Here is a 16,981-nt window from a genome sequence, read left to right as displayed (position 1 = left end):
CGGTTGTCCCGGCCAGCAAGCACGCAGAAGGGAACTGATCGTGACCCGCATCGTCATCATGGGCGGCGGACCCGCAGGTTACGAGGCAGCCCTGGTTGCGGCTCAGCACAGCGCTGACGTGACCCTGGTGGAGACCGACGGGGCGGGTGGCGCGTGCGTGCTGTACGACTGCGTGCCGTCGAAGACCTTCATCGCGTCGGCGGGGGCCCGCAGCGCCTTCCGCAACGCCGGTGAGCTGGGCATCCAGACCAACAACGACCAGGCGGCGGTCGACCTGCCGGTCGTGCACGGCCGGGTGAAGGGGCTCGCCCTCGCCCAGTCCGCCGACGTGCGGGCGCGGTTGCAGCGCGAGGGCGTGCGGCTGATCAACGGCCGGGCCCGGTTCGCGGACGGTTCGAAGGGGCTGGCCCAGCACCGCGTGGTCGCGACGACCCCGGACGGTGCCGAGGAGGTCCTGACCGCCGATGTGGTGCTCATCGCAACGGGTGCCACCCCGCGCGTCCTGCAGGGCGCCGAGCCGGACGGCAAGCGCGTCCTGACCTGGCGGCAGATCTACGACCTGCCCGAGCTGCCCGAGCACCTGGCCGTCATCGGCTCCGGTGTGACCGGTGTCGAGTTCGCCAGCGCCTACACCGAGATGGGCGTGAAGGTGACGATGGTCTCCAGCCGGGACCGGGTGCTCCCCCACGAGGACGCCGACGCGGCCGCGGTGCTGGAGGACGTGTTCGCCGAGCGCGGCACGGCCGTGGTCAAGCACGCGCGCGCGGACAAGGTCGAGAACGTCGGCGACGGCGTCCTGATCCACCTGGAAGACGGTCGCACGATCGAGGCGTCGCACGCCCTGATGACCGTCGGTTCCGTCCCGAACACCGACGACATCGGTCTCGACAAGATCGGCATCGAGCTCGGGCGCGGCGGTTACATCCCGGTCGACCGGGTCAGCCGCACGAACGTCAGCGGCGTCTACGCGGCCGGCGACTGCACCGGTGTGCTGCTGCTCGCCTCGGTCGCCGCCATGCAGGGCCGCATCGCCATGTGGCACGCGCTGGGCGAGGGCGTCAGCCCGATCAAGCTCAAGACCGTCGCCGCGAACGTCTTCACCAACCCCGAGATCGCGAGCGTCGGCATCAGCCAGCAGGCGATCGACTCGGGCGAGGTGCCGGCCCGCACGATCATGCTGCCGCTCGCCACGAACCCCCGCGCCAAGATGGAGGGTCTGCGCCGAGGCTTCGTGAAGCTGTTCTGCCGCCCGGCCACCGGCGTGGTCATCGGCGGTGTCGTGGTGGCGCCGAACGCGAGCGAGCTGATCCTGCCGATCGCGCTGGCCGTGCAGAACCAGCTGACCGTCGAGCACCTCGCGACGACGTTCTCCGTCTACCCGTCGCTCTCGGGCTCCATCACCGAGTCCGGCCGCCAGCTCATGCGGCACGACGATCTCGACTAGGTAGCTCAGACCTCCCCCGGCAACCGAGGCGCCCTCCGGGGCGTCTTCGGGGTGCGAGTTCCACTCAGGGGGAGAAACAGATGAAGCGCATTTTCGCGACCGTCGTCGCGCTCGGAGCCACGTTCGCATTCGCACATGCAGCGGGTGCACAGGAGAACGCCGGGTTCACCCTGGACAGGAGCGAGTACCTGCCGGGCGCACCGGTCGGGGTCACCGCTGACCAGGGGCACAACTGCGTCGGACCGGTCACCTCGAAGGGTTTCGCCGCGCCGATCGAGCTCGAGAAGAACCAGCCGAACCTCCTCGCAGGTCGCGGGACCGCTGTCGACCAGAACGGTGAGTACGAGGCCACGGCGACCTGCGGGGGCAAGCCGGTCACGGTCAAGTTCAGGGTGGTCGAGACGTTCTACTTCTTCCCGGACGACGTGGTCGAGGCGGGCGGCACCATCGACGTGCACCGGCAGGTCACGGCGATGTGCACGGGCCCGGTGACGTCCGCCGGGTTCGTCGAGCCGATCGACATCGTCTACAAGACCGAGGGATCGTTGCGGAACGGTCGCGGCAAGGTCGTCGACACGCCGGGGACCTACGAGGCGTCGATGCAGTGCTCCGGCCAGACCGCGACCAGGAAGTTCACGGTCAAGGCCAAGGCCGGACAGCCCGCGGCGAAGCCGAAGACGCCGATCGTGAAGCCCAAGGGCGCGCCGCAGACCGGCGGCGGGGGCACGGCCCGGTGAAGCGGCTCGCCATCGCGGTCGTGGTGGTGGCACTGGCGCTGCTCAGCGCCTGTGCCACCCCTCCCGCGGCAGAACCGCGGACGACCCCGCCGCCGAGCGGTTCACCGGCGCACCCGACCGGTTCCGCGGCACGAACGGTCGCCGAGAAGGGCATGCCACCGTCGGAACCGACCGAGGTGCGCATCCCGAAGATCGGCGCCACGTCGTCACTCGTCCCGCTCGGCCTGAACGCCGACGAGACGGTCGAGGTGCCGCCGGTCGAACAGCCGATGCAGGCCGGGTGGTACCGGCTCGCACGCACTCCCGGCGAGGCCGGTCCCGCGATCCTGCTGGGTCACGTCGACGGGCTGAAGAAGCCGGGGATCTTCTTCCGCCTCAAGGAACTGGTCGCCGGTGACGAGGTCGAGGTGTCCAGGAAGGACGGCACCACGGCCAGGTTCCGCGTGCGCAAGACCGAGCAGATCGCCAAGGCCGGTTTCCCCACCGAGGCCGTCTACGGCGACACCGCCGAACCCGAGCTGCGGCTGATCACCTGCGGGGGCAGCTTCGACGAGGCCGCGCACAGCTACCGGGACAACATCATCGTCTACGCGACGCTGATCTGAGGAAAAGGCCGCCTGTCGGCAACCGAACCGCCCGCTCGGGCGTGTTCGGTACCAGCAGTCCATGTGCCCGAGGGGGGAGAGACAGCCATGATCAGGTCAGTTGCCGCGCTCGCGGCCGTCGGCGTGGTGTTCGCGCTCACGCCGATCGCCGCTGCCCAGGAGGACGTCACGCCGAAGTTCTCGCTGGGGGGCGAGGTCTTCCCGCACGCTTCCGAGTTCACCGCGACGATCGAGGAGGGCACCTGCCCCGGCGGCCCGACGTCGCTCACGTCGCCCGGCTTCGCGACGTTCGACCTGGCCACCCTGCGCGGCAGGTTCGCCGACGTGCAGGGCCCGTTCGCGGCGTACCTGGAGTGCAAGGGCACCAGCGCACAGGGGGTCGTGCGCTACCGGCTGGACAAGCCGCAGCCGCCGGTGCCCCCGTTCGACGGCCGGTTCCTCGACAAGGAGGTGTACGCGCCGGGCGAGACGATCAAGGTGCAGGTCACCGGGTACTCGTTCTGCCCCACCGCCGAGTCGAACGGCTTCGTCGCACCGATCAGCCTCCCGAACAACCCCGGGGGCAGCGCGCACGGCGAAGGCAAGGCGACCGGCACGCCCGGAACGTACGAAGCGACGGTCCACTGCTACAAGAACCAGACCTTCGTGAACACGTTCACCGTCAAGGCCCCGCCGACCACCCCGACGACCTCCACGACGCCTCCGGCAGCACCCACGGCCAAGCCCAAGCCGCCCATCGTGAAGCCCAAGGGCGCGCCGCAGACCGGTGGAGGCGGCACGGCCTGATCACAGTTCGGCACTGTCCTGGCCGGACGAGCAACCTGACCACCGGATGTGCGTCAATGGGTTCGTGGGGACTCGTGTCTTGATCGCGGTGCTGAGCGTGGCCCTGGCCGGCACCGCCTGCTCGCAGCCGGCGCCGAAGCCGACGGCTGCGACGAGCGAGAGCGCACCGCCGCCGGTGGTGTCGCCGCTCGGCAACTCGGATCCGATGGAGCTGAGAGTCGAGCGCATCGGCGTGCGGTCCTCGCTGATCCAGCTGCCCCTCGGCGCGGACGGCGCCGTGCAGATGCCCCCGGCCAACGAGGGCATGCAGGCCGGCTGGCACCAGACGCAACCGAAGCAGTGGATCATCGTCGGGCGGATCGAGAGCAACGGGGCCCGCGGCGTGTTCTACCGGCTGAACGACCTGGCAGAGGGCGACGTCGTCGAGGTGTCCAAGAAGGACGGTTCGGTGGCGCGGTTCACGGTGACGCGCACCGAGCGGGTCATCCGCGACGACTACTTCGCCGAGGCCGTGGCGAAGGACGCGGACCAGCAGGGGCTGCGGCTGATCACGTGCGGCACCCGCGACAACGTGATCGTGCACGCTGTTTGACGGCGAGTTCGTGCCGGTCGTCCGGCACGAACTCGCCGTGCCGTGACTCCTAGTCCTCGACCCAGTCGAAGGTCTTCGTGACGGCCTTCTTCCAGTTCGCGTACTCCGACGTGCGGCGGGAGTCGTCCATCTGCGGCTCCCACTGCTTGTCCATCGCCCAGTTCTCGCGGATGTCGTCCTCGGTCTTCCAGAACCCGACGGCGAGCCCGGCCGCGTAGGCGGCGCCCAGCGCGGTCGTCTCGGCCACGACCGGCCGGATCACCGGCACACCCAGGATGTCCGCCTGGAACTGCATCAGCAGCTCGTTCACGACCATGCCGCCGTCGACCTTCAACGCGGTGAGGTCCACGCCCGAGTCGGCGTTCATCGCGTCGAGCACCTCGCGCGTCTGGAACGCGGTCGCCTCCAGCACCGCGCGCGCCAGGTGACCCTTGTTGACGAACCGGGTGAGGCCCACGATCGCGCCGCGGGCGTCGGAGCGCCAGTAGGGCGCGAACAGGCCGGAGAAGGCGGGCACGAAGTACGCGCCGCCGTTGTCCTCGACCGACAGCGCGTGCCGCTCGACCTCGGCCGCGTCGCCGATCATGCCGAGGTTGTCGCGCAGCCACTGCACCAGCGAGCCGGTGACGGCGATCGAGCCCTCCAGCGCGTACACGGGTGCCGCCTCGCCGATCTTGTAGCAGATCGTGGTCAGCAGGCCGTTCTCGCTCATCACCTTCTCGGTGCCGGTGTTGAGCAGCATGAAGTTGCCGGTGCCGTAGGTGTTCTTGGCCTCGCCGGGCGAGAGGCAGGCCTGCCCGAACGTCGCCGCCTGCTGGTCGCCGAGGATGCCCGCGATCGGCACGCCGGCGAGCGCGCCGCGTTCCCGCACCTGCCCGTAGACCTCGGAGGAGGACCGGATCTCCGGCAGCATCGACATCGGGATGCCCATGTCGGATGCGATGGAGGAGTCCCACTGCAGCGTGTCGAGGTCCATCAGCATGGTGCGGGAGGCGTTGGTCGGGTCGGTGACGTGCACGCCGCCGTTCACCCCGCCGGTCATGTTCCACAGCACCCAGGTGTCCATGTTGCCGAACAGCAGGTCGCCCGCCTCGGCCTTCTCGCGGGCGCCCTCGACGTTGTCGAGGATCCAGCGGACCTTGGGGCCGGAGAAGTAGGTGGCGAGCGGCAGGCCGACCTTGGCCCGGTAGCGCTCCTGGCCGCCGCCCAGCGCACCGAGCTCGGTGACGATCCGGTCGGTGCGGGTGTCCTGCCAGACGATGGCGTTGTAGACGGGCTCACCGGTGTTGCGGTCCCACACCACCGCGGTCTCGCGCTGGTTGGTGATGCCGACGGCGACGATGTCCGCGGTGGTCAGGTCGGCCTTCGCGAGCGCGCCGGCGGCGACCTGGCGGGTGTTCTGCCAGACCTCCTTCGGGTCGTGCTCGACCCACCCGGCCTTCGGGAAGATCTGCTCGTGCTCCTTCTGGTCGACCGACACCACCCGCCCGGAGTGGTCGAAGATCATGCAGCGGGTCGACGTGGTGCCCTGGTCGATCGCGGCCACGTACTGGGTCATGCGCGTGTGTCCTTTCAGACCGGGAGAACCAGGTAGAGCAACGCCGCGAGTGCGCCGCCGACCAGCGGGCCGACGACGGGCACCCACGAGTAGCCCCAGTTTGCGCCACCCTTGTCGCGGATGGGCATGAGGAAGGCGTAGGCGATGCGCGGACCGAGGTCGCGAGCGGGGTTGATGGCGTACCCGGTGGGGCCGCCCAGCGATGTGCCGATGACCAGGACCACGAACGCCACGCCCGCGTAGCCGAGCGCCGAGTTGCCGAACTGCGGCAGTCCGCCCTCGGCGGCCTTCGCGGACGGGGACAGCAGGACCCAGGCGACGAGCACGAACGTGCCGATGACCTCGGAGACCGTGTTCCACAGCGCGTTCGGCACGGTCGGCCCGGTGGCGAAGATGCCCAGGGTGTTCTGCGGTTCGTCGTGGGTGTCGAACTGCAGCTTGTAGGTCGCCCAGCAGAGCATCGCGCCGATGATCGCACCGGCCATCTGCCCGAGGACGTAGAACGGGACGTCACCCCACGGCGTCTTGCCCGCGATGGCGAGCCCGAACGTGAGGGCGGGGTTGAGGTGCGCACCGCTCGGGTTCGCGATGCTCGCACCCGCGAAGACCGCGAACGCCCAGCCGACGTTGACGAACAGGAACCCCGTGCTGTTGCCGAGCGTGTCTTTGAGCACCTGGTTCGCGACCACACCGGTGCCCAGGAGGATGAGGACCGCCGTCCCCAGCACCTCCCACACGAAGATCGAGCCTGCACCCACCGTCGGCCTCCTTCGTCTGCGGCCAGGAGGAGCGCACACCCGGAGGTCAGGCCGCGCTGCCCGCCTGCAACGTGCTCGGACGCTATTACCGGGCTGATCAGTTGTCCACGCGAGGTGGGTTCGCCGGGCCGTTTTCAGGCCGCGGGGACCCGGTGCGCTCGCCCGTGGGCGGAGGTCGGTGACTGCAGGTAACGTGATCCGCGAGTCGGCACAGGGGAGGCATCCGTCGTGGCCACGAACAAGGACGCAGCTGAAGCACCGCAGACCCCCGTCGCCCCTCCGGTCACCGGCGGGCTGGGACCCGCCGAACGCGAGGAGGCGTGGCAGCGCCTGGGGTCCGAGACGTTCGACGTCGTCGTGGTCGGCGGTGGCGTGGTCGGCGTCGGCGCGGCGCTGGACGCGGCCACGCGCGGCCTGCGGGTGGCCCTGGTGGAGGCCCGCGACCTGGCTTCGGGCACGTCGAGCCGGTCGTCCAAGCTCTTCCACGGTGGCCTGCGCTACCTGGAGCAGCTGGAGTTCGGCCTGGTCCGCGAGGCGCTGCGGGAGCGCGAGCTGATGCTGACCCGGATCGCGCCGCACCTGGTGAAGCCCGTCGCGTTCCTCTACCCGCTGACCAACCGGATCTGGGAACGCCCCTACACCGCGGCCGGCCTGTTCCTCTACGACACGATGGGCGGGGCCCGGTCCGTGCCGGGGCAGAAGCACCTCACCCGTGCGGGTGCCCAGCGGCTCGTGCCCGCGTTGAAGCGCGACGCGCTGATCGGCGGCATCCGCTACTACGACGCCCAAGCCGACGACGCCCGGCACACGATGATGGTCGGCCGCACCGCCGCGCACTACGGCGCCGTCGTGCGCACGTCGACCCAGGTGATCAGCTTCCTGCGGGAGGCGGACCGCGTGTCCGGCGTGCGGGTCCGCGACGTCGAGGACGGCCGTGAGGTCGACGTGCGGGCGCACGCGGTGATCAACGCGACCGGTGTGTGGACCGACGAGCTGCAACGGCTCTCGGGTTCGCGCGGCCGGTTCCGGGTGCGGGCGTCGAAGGGCGTGCACATCGTCGTCCCGCGCGACCGGATCGTGGCCGAGGCGGGCATGATCCTGCGCACCGAGAAGTCCGTGCTGTTCGTGATCCCGTGGCGCAACCACTGGATCGTCGGCACCACCGACACCGACTGGAACCTCGACCTCGCGCACCCCGCCGCGACCAAGCACGACATCGACTACATCCTCGAACACGTGAACTCCGTGCTCGCGACGCCGTTGACGCACGACGACATCGAGGGCGTCTACGCGGGTCTGCGCCCGTTGCTGGCCGGTGAGTCCGACTCGACGTCGAAGCTGTCGCGCGAGCACGCCGTGGCACGGGTCGCGCCCGGTCTGGTGGCGATCGCGGGCGGCAAGTACACGACGTACCGCGTGATGGGCGCCGACGCCGTGGACGCGGCGCAGGTCGACGTGCCGGGCCGCATTCAGCCGTCGATCACCGACAAGGTGCCGCTGGTGGGTGCCGACGGCTACCACGCCCTGGTCAACCAGGCCGACCAGCTCGCGGCCAGGCACGGCCTGCACCCGTACCGCGTCCGCCACCTGCTGGACCGCTACGGCTCGCTGGTGCACGAGGTCCTCGGCCTGGCCGCGGGCAACCCGGAGCTGCTCAAGCCGATCACCGCGGCCCCCGACTACCTCCAGGTCGAGGCCGTCTACGCGGCGTCGCACGAGGGCGCCCTGCACCTGGAGGACGTCCTGACCCGCCGCACCCGCATCTCCATCGAGTACGCGCACCGCGGCGTGGACTGCGCGGAGGCCGTGGCCCGCCTGGTGGCCCCGGTCCTCGGCTGGGACGACGACGCGGTGAAGCGCGAGGTCGAGGTCTACAACGCGCGGGTCGAGTCCGAGCGCACCTCGCAGACGAAGGCGGACGACCAAGCCGCGGACGCCGTTCGTGCCGCGGCTCCCGAGGCCCGTCCGCAGTTGACCGAACCCGTGAGCTGACGAGCCGGCCTCGGGCATGCTGGGCGGCATGCCCGGGGTCGATCGTCGAACGTTCCTGAAAGCCACTGCCGCCGCCGGTGCCGCTGGTGCCGCCGTCACCGGCACCGCGCACGCCACCACCGCACCCGTCTTCGAGCACGGCGTCGCCTCCGGTGACCCGCACCCGGACGGCGTGCTGCTGTGGACCCGCGTGGTCACCGACGGGCCGATCCGCTGGGAGGTGGCCCGCGACGCGTCGTTCACGCACGTCGTGACACGCGGCCGCACCCTCACCGGCGCCCACCGCGACCACACCGTGAAGGTCGAGGTCTCCGGCCTGCGCCCGGCCACCCGCTACTACTACCGCTTCACCGCCGCCGACGTGGTCTCCCCCGTCGGCCGCACCAAGACCGCTCCCCGCCCGTCCGCCGACTGCGGCTCGCTGACGTTCGGCGTCGTCTCCTGCGCGAACTGGATCGCCGGCCACTTCGGCGCCTACGGCTACCTCGCCACCCGTGACGACCTGGACGCCGTGATCCACCTCGGCGACTACGTCTACGAGTACTTCGAGCCCGGCGTCCGCGTCACCGAACCGCAGCACGAGTGCGAGACGCTCGACGACTACCGCACCCGCCACGCCCAGTACAAGACCGACCCGCACCTGCAGGCCCTGCACGCGGCGCACCCGGTCATCGCGACCTGGGACGACCACGAGTCGGCGGAAAATTCCTCGTCCATCGGCTCCCCTGTCCACGACCCGGCCACCGAGGGCCCCTGGGGCGCCCGCCTGGCCGCGGCCACGCAGGCCTACTTCGAGTGGATGCCGGTCCGCGAGGGCAAGCTGACCCGCCGCCTGCACTTCGGCCGCCTCGCCGACCTCACCATGCTCGACCTGCGCAGCTACCGCACCGACACGACCATCCTGGGCACCGCCCAGCGCGCCTGGTTCACGTCCGCGCTGACCGACGGCCGCGCCCGCTGGAAGCTCGTCGGCAACTCGGTGATGCTGGCCCCGCTGAAGATCCCGCCCCTGCCCGGCCTGCCGCCGACGAACACCGACCAGTGGGACGGCTTCCCCGCGGACCGCGAGGTCGTGCTGCGCGCCCTCGACCGCGCGGGCATGAAGAACGCCGTGTTCCTGACCGGCGACATCCACTCGTCGTGGGCGATCGACGTGCCGTTCGGCGAGGGCACGGTCGCCACGGAGTTCGTCTCGACCTCGGTGACCTCGGACAACTTCGACGAACGCATCGGCGTGCCGCCGCGTTCCGCGTCACTGCAGATCGAGGCCCAGTTCCGCGCCCTGAACCCGCACGTGAAGTTCGTGGAGCTCGACTCGCACGGCGCGCAGGTGCTGACCGTGACGCCGGAGCAGGTGCGGATGGACTGGCACTACCTCGCCGACAAGCGCGACCCGAACACGGCGGTGACTCTCGCGCACTCGTGGCGGACGCTGCACGACACCGCTCAGGTGGACCAGGTCCTCTGACGCGAACGGCGTCCGCAAGTACCACCAACCACGTGGTTGGTGGTACTTGCAGACGCCTTCACAGCTAGGCGAGGGCGGCCAGGGCCGTGTGGACCAGCACGCGCACCCCGACGAGCAGGGCCCGTTCGTCCAGGTCGAACGTCGGCTGGTGCAGGTCCCGCTGCTTCTCCACCCCGTTCCACACGCCGAGCCGCGCGAACGACCCGGGAACGTGCTCCAGGTACCAGCCGAAGTCCTCACCGCCGGAGGACTGCTCGGTGCCGGCCAGCGCGTCGTCGCCGAGTGCGGCCTCGATGCCGGCGCGCAGGATCTGCGTCGACTCCCGCTCGTTGACCACGGGCGGGACGCCGCGGCGGTGGTGCAGGTCGAACCCGACGCCGGTCGGCAGCAGCAGACCGGTCACCAGGTCCTTGACCAGCGGTTCCAGCTCGGCCCAGATGTCGCGGTCGCCGGTGCGCAGGGTGCCGCGCACCAGGCCGTCCTGCGGCACCGCGTTGGGCGCCTCACCGGCGTGGACGGCACCCCACACCAGCACGGTGCCGGAACGCGGGTCGACGCGGCGGGACAGCATCGTCGGCAGGCCGGTGATCACCGTGCCCAGCGCGTGCACCAGGTCGGCGGTCAGGTGCGGCCGCGACGTGTGGCCGCCCGGTGACGAAAGCCGCAGCTCCAGCAGGTCGGAGGCGGAGGTGATGGCGCCGATGCGCGTGCCGATGCGGCCGACCTGCAGGCGCGGGTCGCAGTGCAGGCCGAAGATCCGCTCCACACCGTCGAGGCCACCCGCGGCGAGCACGTCGAGCGCTCCGCCGGGCATGACCTCCTCGGCCGGCTGGAACACCAGCCGCACCCGTCCTGGCAGCTCGGTGGCGGAGGCCAGTGCCAGCGCAGCGCCCAGCAGGACCGTGGTGTGGGCGTCGTGACCGCACGCGTGCGACACACCGTCCACAGTGGACGAGAACGGCGAGCCGGTGTTCTCGTGCAACGGCAGGGCGTCCATGTCGGCGCGCAGGGCCACGATGCGGGGACCGCGGCCGATGTCGCAGATCAGGCCGGTGCCGCCGGGCAGCACGCGGGGCTTGAGGCCCACCTCGCGCAGCAGCTTCGCCACCAGCTCGGTGGTGTTGTACTCGCGCCGGGAGAGCTCGGGGTGGGCGTGGATGTGGCGGCGCCACGCGACGACGTCCGAGGCGTGTGCCTTCAGCCAGTCGTCGAGCCAGGCGGGGCCGCGGCCCTCTCCGAGATCATCCACAGGAGACATGCTCACCCCGGTGGGGTCGACGAGCATCTCAGGGGAGGAAGAAACCGCAGCGCCGGAAAGGCGGGAGTCCAGGACCGTCATGCGGCACCTCCGCTGGCCAGCAGGCGTTCCCGCTGCTGGGGGTCGGTGGCTGTCGCGATCGTCGTCCAGGCCATGGCGAGTGCTCCGTCGAGCATCGCGCGATCGGCCGATGCCGACGCACAGGCGGTCGCGAACTCTTGTTGGTGGTTCACCGCGTCTCCGCAGTCGATGGCAATGGTCGGGTGGATTGCGGGCAACACTCTGGTGACGTTGCCCATGTCGGTGCTTCCGATCTTCCTGCCCGCTTCCTCTTCTCGGGAGAGCGGCCGTCGCCCCAGCTCGGTGGCCGCGTGCCGGTAGGCATCGGCGAGCCACGGGTCGGGGGTCAGCTCGGCGTAGATCGGCGAGACCTGCACGACCTCATGGGTGCAGCCGGTCGCCAGCGCTCCGGCCCCGAAGCAGTCCCGGATCCGGTTCTCCAGGCGCTGCAACGATTCCAGGTTCTCCGCCCTCACATCGAACATCGCCGATGCGCGGGCGGGTATTACGTTCGGGACCGTGCCGCCGTTCGTCACGATGCCGGTCACCATCTGGCCGGGCTCGAGGTGCTGCCGCAGCAGGCTGATCGAGATCTGCGCGACGGTGACCGCGTCGGCGGCGTTGATGCCCAGGTGCGGGGCGGCGGCCGCGTGTGACGGCTTGCCGCTGTAGTGCACCTCCAGGTCGGTGATGGCGAGCGAACGCGCGGCGCACGACTCGTACGGCGCGGGGTGCACCATCATCGAGAACGAGACGTCGTCGAACACGCCCCGCTCCAGCATCAGCACCTTGCCGCCACCGACCTCCTCCGCGGGCGTCCCGATCACCTTCACGGTGACACCCAGGCGGTCGGCGACGTCACGCAGCGCAAGAGCGGTTCCCACCGAAGCGGCAGCGATGACGTTGTGCCCGCACGCGTGCCCGACCTCGGGCAACGCGTCGTACTCGGCGCACAGTCCCAGCACGAGCTCGCCGTCGCCGAACGTCGCGACGAACGCCGTGTCCAGGCCGGCGACACCGGACTCGACCTTGAAACCCTCGCGGGCCAGCAGGGAGGTGATCTTCTCCGCGCTGCGGTGCTCCTCGAACGCCAGCTCCGGTTCGGCGTGGATCGAGTGCGACAGGTCCACCAGCGCGTCGGAGTACCGCTCGACGGTCGAGCGTGTGCTGATCTTCAAGTCGGTACCCATTTGCCACCATCCTGCATCACCGCCCCCAGGACGCGACGCGCTGATGATGATCAACCGGCTGGCCGGTCGCAGCGCTGCGCCGAGCGGCGAGCGAGTTTCGGTCTGACCGATCAACGATGACGCAAATGGCCGAGAAGCACGCTTAACTTTGACTATTACGTCCCATCAGGTGGGACGCGGCGTCTCAGGCGAACACACCTCGAACGTCCTCGAGTCAGCCCTTCTTGGCCGCTCGCGCCTTCTTCCACGCCGCCCACCGCTTCTTGTTGCGGTAGTAGACGATCGTGAACAGCACCAGCGCGATGCCGCCGATCCACAGCTTCTGCTTGGTCTCCTGCCGCACCTCCGGGGACGGCTCCTGCGGCGAGTCGAGGGCCGGACCGGGGTTCGCCGTCGTCTGCGCCACCACCACCGCGGGGGCGTTCGCACCCTCGTCGGCGACCGATGTCCCGGCGATCCCGAAGACGCCCATCAGCGCGAACACGCAGGCCAGCAGCAACCTCGACATGCCCTGAACTCTACAACGAATACCACGATCGAAGGTCACCCAAACTAGTTACGCACTCACCCAGCGTCGGCCTGGAAGGCTTTCAGGATCTGCTCCGCGGCGAGTGTCGCGGTGAGTTCCCCGCTGCGGACCTTCTCCTCCAGGGAGGGTGCCGACGCGCGCACGGCCGGGCTCTCGCGCACCTGCCGCCACAGCGAGTCGCGGACCATCATCCAGGTCCAGTCGACCTGCTGGCGCCGCCGGCGTTCGTCCAGCTCCCCGACCTCGCTCAGGATCGTCCGGTGTTCCAGCACGCGGGACCACAGCTCGTCGAGACCGACCCCGGTGAGGCCGGAGCAGGTGAGCACGGGCGGGTGCCACACCGCGTCCGGCGCGCGCAGCAGCTTGAGCGCCCCCGCCAGCTCACGTGCGGCCTTGCGGGCGTCCAGCTCGTGCTCGCCGTCGGCCTTGTTGACCGCGATGACGTCCGCGAGCTCCAGGATGCCCTTCTTGATGCCCTGGAGCTGGTCGCCGGTGCGGGCGAGGGTGAGGAACAGCGAGCAGTCCGTCATGTTGGCGACGGCCACCTCGGACTGCCCGACGCCGACCGTCTCGACCAGCACCACGTCGAACCCGGCCGCCTCGACCAGCACGATCGTCTCGCGGGTGGCCTGGGCGACGCCGCCGAGCGTGCCGGAGGTCGGCGAGGGCCGGATGAACGCGTCCGGGCTCACCGACAACCGCGCCATCCGCGTCTTGTCGCCCAGGATGCTGCCGCCGGTGCGGGTGGACGACGGGTCGACGGCGAGCACCGCGACCCGGTGGCCCCGCTCGACCAGCATCGTGCCGAGTGCGTCGATGAACGTGGACTTGCCGACGCCGGGGACACCGGTGATGCCGACCCTGACCGCCGCGCCGGACTTCGGCAGCAGCTCGACGAGCAGCTCCTGGGCCTGCGCGCGGTGGTCGGCGCGGGTCGACTCGACCAGCGTGATGGCCCTGGCGAGCACGCTGCGGTTGCCGCCGAGCACGCCCTTCGCGTACTCGGCGACGTCGATCGCCCTAGCCATGGTGGCCGAGCTGGTCCGCGAGCTTGACCAGGAGGTCCTTGGCGGCGTCGGCGATGACGGTGCCGGGTGGGAAGATCGCTGCCGCTCCGGCCGCGTGCAGTTCGTCGAAGTCCTGTGGTGGGATGACGCCGCCGACGACGATCATGATGTCGGCGCGGTCGAGGTTGGCCAGTTCCTCGCGCAGCGCGGGCACCAGCGTGAGGTGCCCGGCGGCGAGGGAGGAGACGCCGACGATGTGCACGTCGGCCTCGACGGCTTGGCGGGCGACTTCGTCGGGTGTCTGGAACAGCGGGCCGACGTCGACGTCGAAGCCGAGGTCGGCGAACGCCGTGGCGATCACCTTCTGGCCGCGGTCGTGCCCGTCCTGGCCCATTTTGGCGACCAGGATGCGCGGCCGGCGGCCTTCCTGCCGCGCGAACGTGTCGACGACCTCGCGGCAGGCGTCCACGTTGGACACTGGGCCGACCTCCTGCCGGTAGACACCGGAAATGGTGCGGATCTGCGCGGAGTGCCGGCCCCACACCTTGCCCAGCGCCTCGGAGATCTCCCCGACGGTGGCTTTGGCGCGGGCGGCGTTGATCGCCAGCTCCAACAGGTTACCCCCACTGCCCGCCGCGTTCGTCAGCGCTTCGAGGGCACTGTCCACGGCGGACTGGTCGCGTTCTTCGCGGAGGCGGCGCAGTTTCTCCAGTTGCTGTGCGCGCACGCCGGCGTTGTCGACCTTGAGGACCTCGATCTGCTCGTCGCCGGTCACCGGGTACTTGTTGACGCCGATCACGGGTTGGCGGCCGGAGTCGATGCGCGCCTGCGTGCGGGCGGCGGCTTCCTCGATGCGCAGCTTGGGGATGCCCTCGTCGATCGCGCGGGCCATCCCGCCGGCCTTCTCGACCTCGCTGATGTGCCCCCACGCCTTCGCCGCCAGCTCGGCGGTCAGCCGTTCGACGTAGGCGCTGCCACCCCACGGGTCGATCACGCGCGTCGTGCCGGACTCCTGTTGCAGCAGCAGCTGCGTGTTGCGGGCGATGCGCGCGGAGAAGTCGGTGGGCAGTGCGAGCGCTTCGTCGAGTGCGTTGGTGTGCAACGACTGCGTGTGCCCCTGCGTCGCCGCCATGGCCTCGACGCAGGTGCGCGCGACGTTGTTGAACACGTCCTGCGCGGTCAGCGACCACCCGGATGTCTGGCAATGCGTGCGCAGGCTGAGCGACTTCTGGCTCTTCGGCTGGAACTCGTTGACCAGCTTCGCCCAGAGCAGGCGCGCGGCCCGCATTTTGGCGATCTCCATGAAGAAGTTCATGCCGATGGCCCAGAAGAAGCTCAGCCGCGGTGCGAACCTGTCGACGTCGAGCCCGGCTGCCTGGCCTGCGCGCAGGTACTCCACGCCGTCGGCGAGGGTGTAGGCGAGTTCCAGGTCGGCGGTCGCGCCCGCTTCCTGCATGTGGTAGCCGGAGATCGAGATGGAGTTGAACTTCGGCATGTGCTCGGAGGTGTGGCTGAAGATGTCGGAGATGATCCGCATCGACGGCTGGGGCGGGTAGATGTAGGTGTTGCGGACCATGAACTCCTTGAGGATGTCGTTCTGGATGGTCCCCGTGAGCTGCTCCGGCCGCACCCCCTGCTCCTGCGCGGCCACCACGAACAGCGCCAGGATCGGCAGCACCGCGCCGTTCATCGTCATCGACACCGACATCCGGTCGAGCGGGATGCCGTCGAACAGGGTGCGCATGTCGTAGATGGAGTCGATCGCGACACCGGCCATGCCGACGTCACCGGCGACCCGCGGGTGGTCCGAGTCGTACCCGCGGTGCGTGGCCAGGTCGAACGCGACCGACAAGCCTTTCTGCCCGGCCGCGAGGTTGCGCCGGTAGAAGGCGTTCGACTCCTCCGCCGTCGAGAACCCCGCGTACTGGCGCACGGTCCACGGCTGGTTGACATACATCGTCGGGTACGGGCCGCGCAGGAACGGCGCGACACCGGGATAGGTCCGCAGGAAGTCGAGACCGTCGAGGTCCTGCGGCCCGTACACCGGCTTGACCGCGATGCCCTCCGGCGTCTCCCACACGGGCAGATCGGTCTCGTACTTCGCCGACGGGAGCGAGCCGAGGTCGACGTCCGCGAAGTCGGGGATCATCGCTGCACTCCCAGGAGCTCGTAGGTGCTGTTCAGGATCTCCAGCGCCGGACAGCCCGCGTACACGCGGCCGTCGACGTCGGCATCGGTCTTCTTGCCGGCCAGGAGCACCCGCGTCGCGCCGGCTTTCCGCAGCGCTTCGACGGTGTCGACGGCCAGTTCGGCGTAGCTGGAGTCGCTGCCGCACACGACCGCGATCTTGGCGCCCGAGGCCGTGAACCTGTCCGCGACCTCGTCGGCGGTCTTCGTCGGGCCCGCGCTCGGGGTGGCGAAACCGCCGGCGTTGAAGAGGTTGGCGGCGAACGTGGCGCGTGCGGTGTGGGCGGCGACCGGGCCCAGGGTGGCGAGGAAGACCACGGGGCGTTCGGGCTGAGCGTCGGCGAGGTCGCGCAGCTCCTCGAAGGCCTGTGCATAACGCACCCGCGGCAGCCCGAAACTGTCAGACCCGCCTGAGATGATCGGGATGGGGGGTGCGTCCCCCCTGGGGGCCTGCGAGTCGGTATCGATTCCGAAGGGCGGGGCCGCGGACACCGGAGAGGCCGAGGCGGGCGCGGGTGCGTGGGGCGGGCGGACCACGGGCTTCTCGGCCAGGTCCGGGAACTCGCTGACCCCCGTGATCGGGTCGCTGCGGTCCGCCAGCCGTGCCGACCGCCGCGCCCACGTCCCCGCGATCCGCGAGGCGACCAGCGCAGAGGCACCCGGCAGCCCACCGGCCCGTTCGAGCTCCTGGAACCACGCCCACGCCGCCACGGCCAGCGACTCGGTCAGCTGCTCCACGTACCAGGACCCCGCCGCCGGGTCGATCACCGCGCCGAGGTGCGACTCCTCCAGCAGCAGGTTCTGCGTGTT

General features: G+C 70.2%; 15 protein-coding genes. 7 read left to right on the top strand and 8 right to left on the bottom strand.

All coding sequences use genetic code 11. The annotated features are described in order from the left end of the window. Positions 1-40 precede the first annotated feature (40 nt). The 5 genes from AB0A63_RS39655 to AB0A63_RS39635 all read left to right on the top strand — a co-directional run bounded on the left by AB0A63_RS39655 (position 41) and on the right by AB0A63_RS39635 (position 4,164). Entirely contained in the window at positions 41-1,444 is a 1,404-nt protein-coding gene (locus tag AB0A63_RS39655; protein ID WP_360401678.1) for an NAD(P)H-quinone dehydrogenase, read from the top strand. 80 nt (positions 1,445-1,524) lie between these two features. Further along, positions 1,525-2,181, top strand: coding sequence for a hypothetical protein (locus AB0A63_RS39650; protein WP_360401675.1), 657 nt, complete (start codon positions 1,525-1,527; stop codon positions 2,179-2,181). Further along, positions 2,178-2,786, top strand: a complete 609-nt coding sequence (locus AB0A63_RS39645; RefSeq protein ID WP_360401672.1) for a class F sortase — start codon at positions 2,178-2,180, stop codon at positions 2,784-2,786. Before AB0A63_RS39650 ends, AB0A63_RS39645 begins: the two co-directional genes overlap by 4 nt. An 87-nt stretch (positions 2,787-2,873) precedes the next feature. Next, positions 2,874-3,572: a hypothetical protein gene (locus AB0A63_RS39640; RefSeq protein WP_360401669.1), complete on the top strand. Its 699-nt coding sequence runs from the start codon at positions 2,874-2,876 to the stop codon at positions 3,570-3,572. Positions 3,573-3,636: 64 nt separating this feature from the next. Beyond that, on the top strand, positions 3,637-4,164 hold the full coding sequence (locus AB0A63_RS39635) for a sortase (protein WP_360401666.1): 528 nt from the start codon (positions 3,637-3,639) through the stop codon (positions 4,162-4,164). A 49-nt stretch (positions 4,165-4,213) separates the two neighbouring features. Here the strand turns inward: AB0A63_RS39635 and glpK are convergent, their stop codons facing one another. Both glpK and AB0A63_RS39625 read right to left on the bottom strand, forming a co-directional pair. Further along, on the bottom strand, positions 4,214-5,722 hold the full coding sequence (gene glpK / locus AB0A63_RS39630; RefSeq protein ID WP_360401663.1) for a glycerol kinase GlpK: 1,509 nt from the start codon (positions 5,720-5,722) through the stop codon (positions 4,214-4,216). Positions 5,723-5,736: 14 nt separating this feature from the next. After that, positions 5,737-6,480: an MIP/aquaporin family protein gene (locus AB0A63_RS39625; RefSeq protein ID WP_360401660.1), complete on the bottom strand. Its 744-nt coding sequence runs from the start codon at positions 6,478-6,480 to the stop codon at positions 5,737-5,739. Between the two features lie 294 nt (positions 6,481-6,774). Between AB0A63_RS39625 and glpD the strand changes: the two genes are divergently transcribed. Both glpD and AB0A63_RS39615 read left to right on the top strand, forming a co-directional pair. Continuing rightward, on the top strand, positions 6,775-8,472 hold the full coding sequence (gene glpD / locus AB0A63_RS39620; RefSeq protein WP_360401723.1) for a glycerol-3-phosphate dehydrogenase: 1,698 nt from the start codon (positions 6,775-6,777) through the stop codon (positions 8,470-8,472). 28 nt (positions 8,473-8,500) lie between these two features. Beyond that, a complete protein-coding gene (locus AB0A63_RS39615; RefSeq protein ID WP_360401657.1) occupies positions 8,501-9,940 on the top strand; it encodes an alkaline phosphatase D family protein in 1,440 nt (479 codons plus the stop codon). A gap of 64 nt (positions 9,941-10,004) precedes the next feature. Here the strand turns inward: AB0A63_RS39615 and AB0A63_RS39610 are convergent, their stop codons facing one another. The 6 genes from AB0A63_RS39610 to AB0A63_RS39585 all read right to left on the bottom strand — a co-directional run. Beyond that, positions 10,005-11,279: an amidohydrolase gene (locus AB0A63_RS39610; RefSeq protein ID WP_360401654.1), complete on the bottom strand. Its 1,275-nt coding sequence runs from the start codon at positions 11,277-11,279 to the stop codon at positions 10,005-10,007. Beyond that, positions 11,276-12,448 (bottom strand): M20 family metallopeptidase, encoded by a 1,173-nt coding sequence (locus AB0A63_RS39605; protein WP_360401651.1) that lies wholly within the window; start codon positions 12,446-12,448, stop codon positions 11,276-11,278. The genes AB0A63_RS39610 and AB0A63_RS39605 overlap by 4 nt, the downstream gene beginning before the upstream one ends. A gap of 214 nt (positions 12,449-12,662) precedes the next feature. Further along, the gene (locus AB0A63_RS39600) at positions 12,663-12,956 is read right to left on the bottom strand and encodes a hypothetical protein (protein ID WP_360401648.1); all 294 of its coding nucleotides are present in this window, start codon (positions 12,954-12,956) and stop codon (positions 12,663-12,665) included. Between the two features lie 56 nt (positions 12,957-13,012). Continuing rightward, positions 13,013-14,005: a methylmalonyl Co-A mutase-associated GTPase MeaB gene (meaB, locus tag AB0A63_RS39595; protein ID WP_360401645.1), complete on the bottom strand. Its 993-nt coding sequence runs from the start codon at positions 14,003-14,005 to the stop codon at positions 13,013-13,015. Then, entirely contained in the window at positions 13,998-16,133 is a 2,136-nt protein-coding gene (gene scpA / locus AB0A63_RS39590) for a methylmalonyl-CoA mutase (RefSeq protein ID WP_360401642.1), read from the bottom strand. Before scpA ends, meaB begins: the two co-directional genes overlap by 8 nt. Then, positions 16,130-16,981 (bottom strand): methylmalonyl-CoA mutase family protein (locus tag AB0A63_RS39585; protein ID WP_360401639.1); only part of this gene is annotated, 852 nt, incomplete at its 5' end. The genes AB0A63_RS39585 and scpA, both read right to left, overlap by 4 nt.

Source organism: Lentzea sp. NPDC042327, assembly GCF_040647275.1.
Lineage (GTDB): Bacteria > Actinomycetota > Actinomycetes > Mycobacteriales > Pseudonocardiaceae > Lentzea.
Note: the sequence above shows the minus strand (reverse complement) of the source record. Positions and strands in the feature narration are given on the sequence as shown.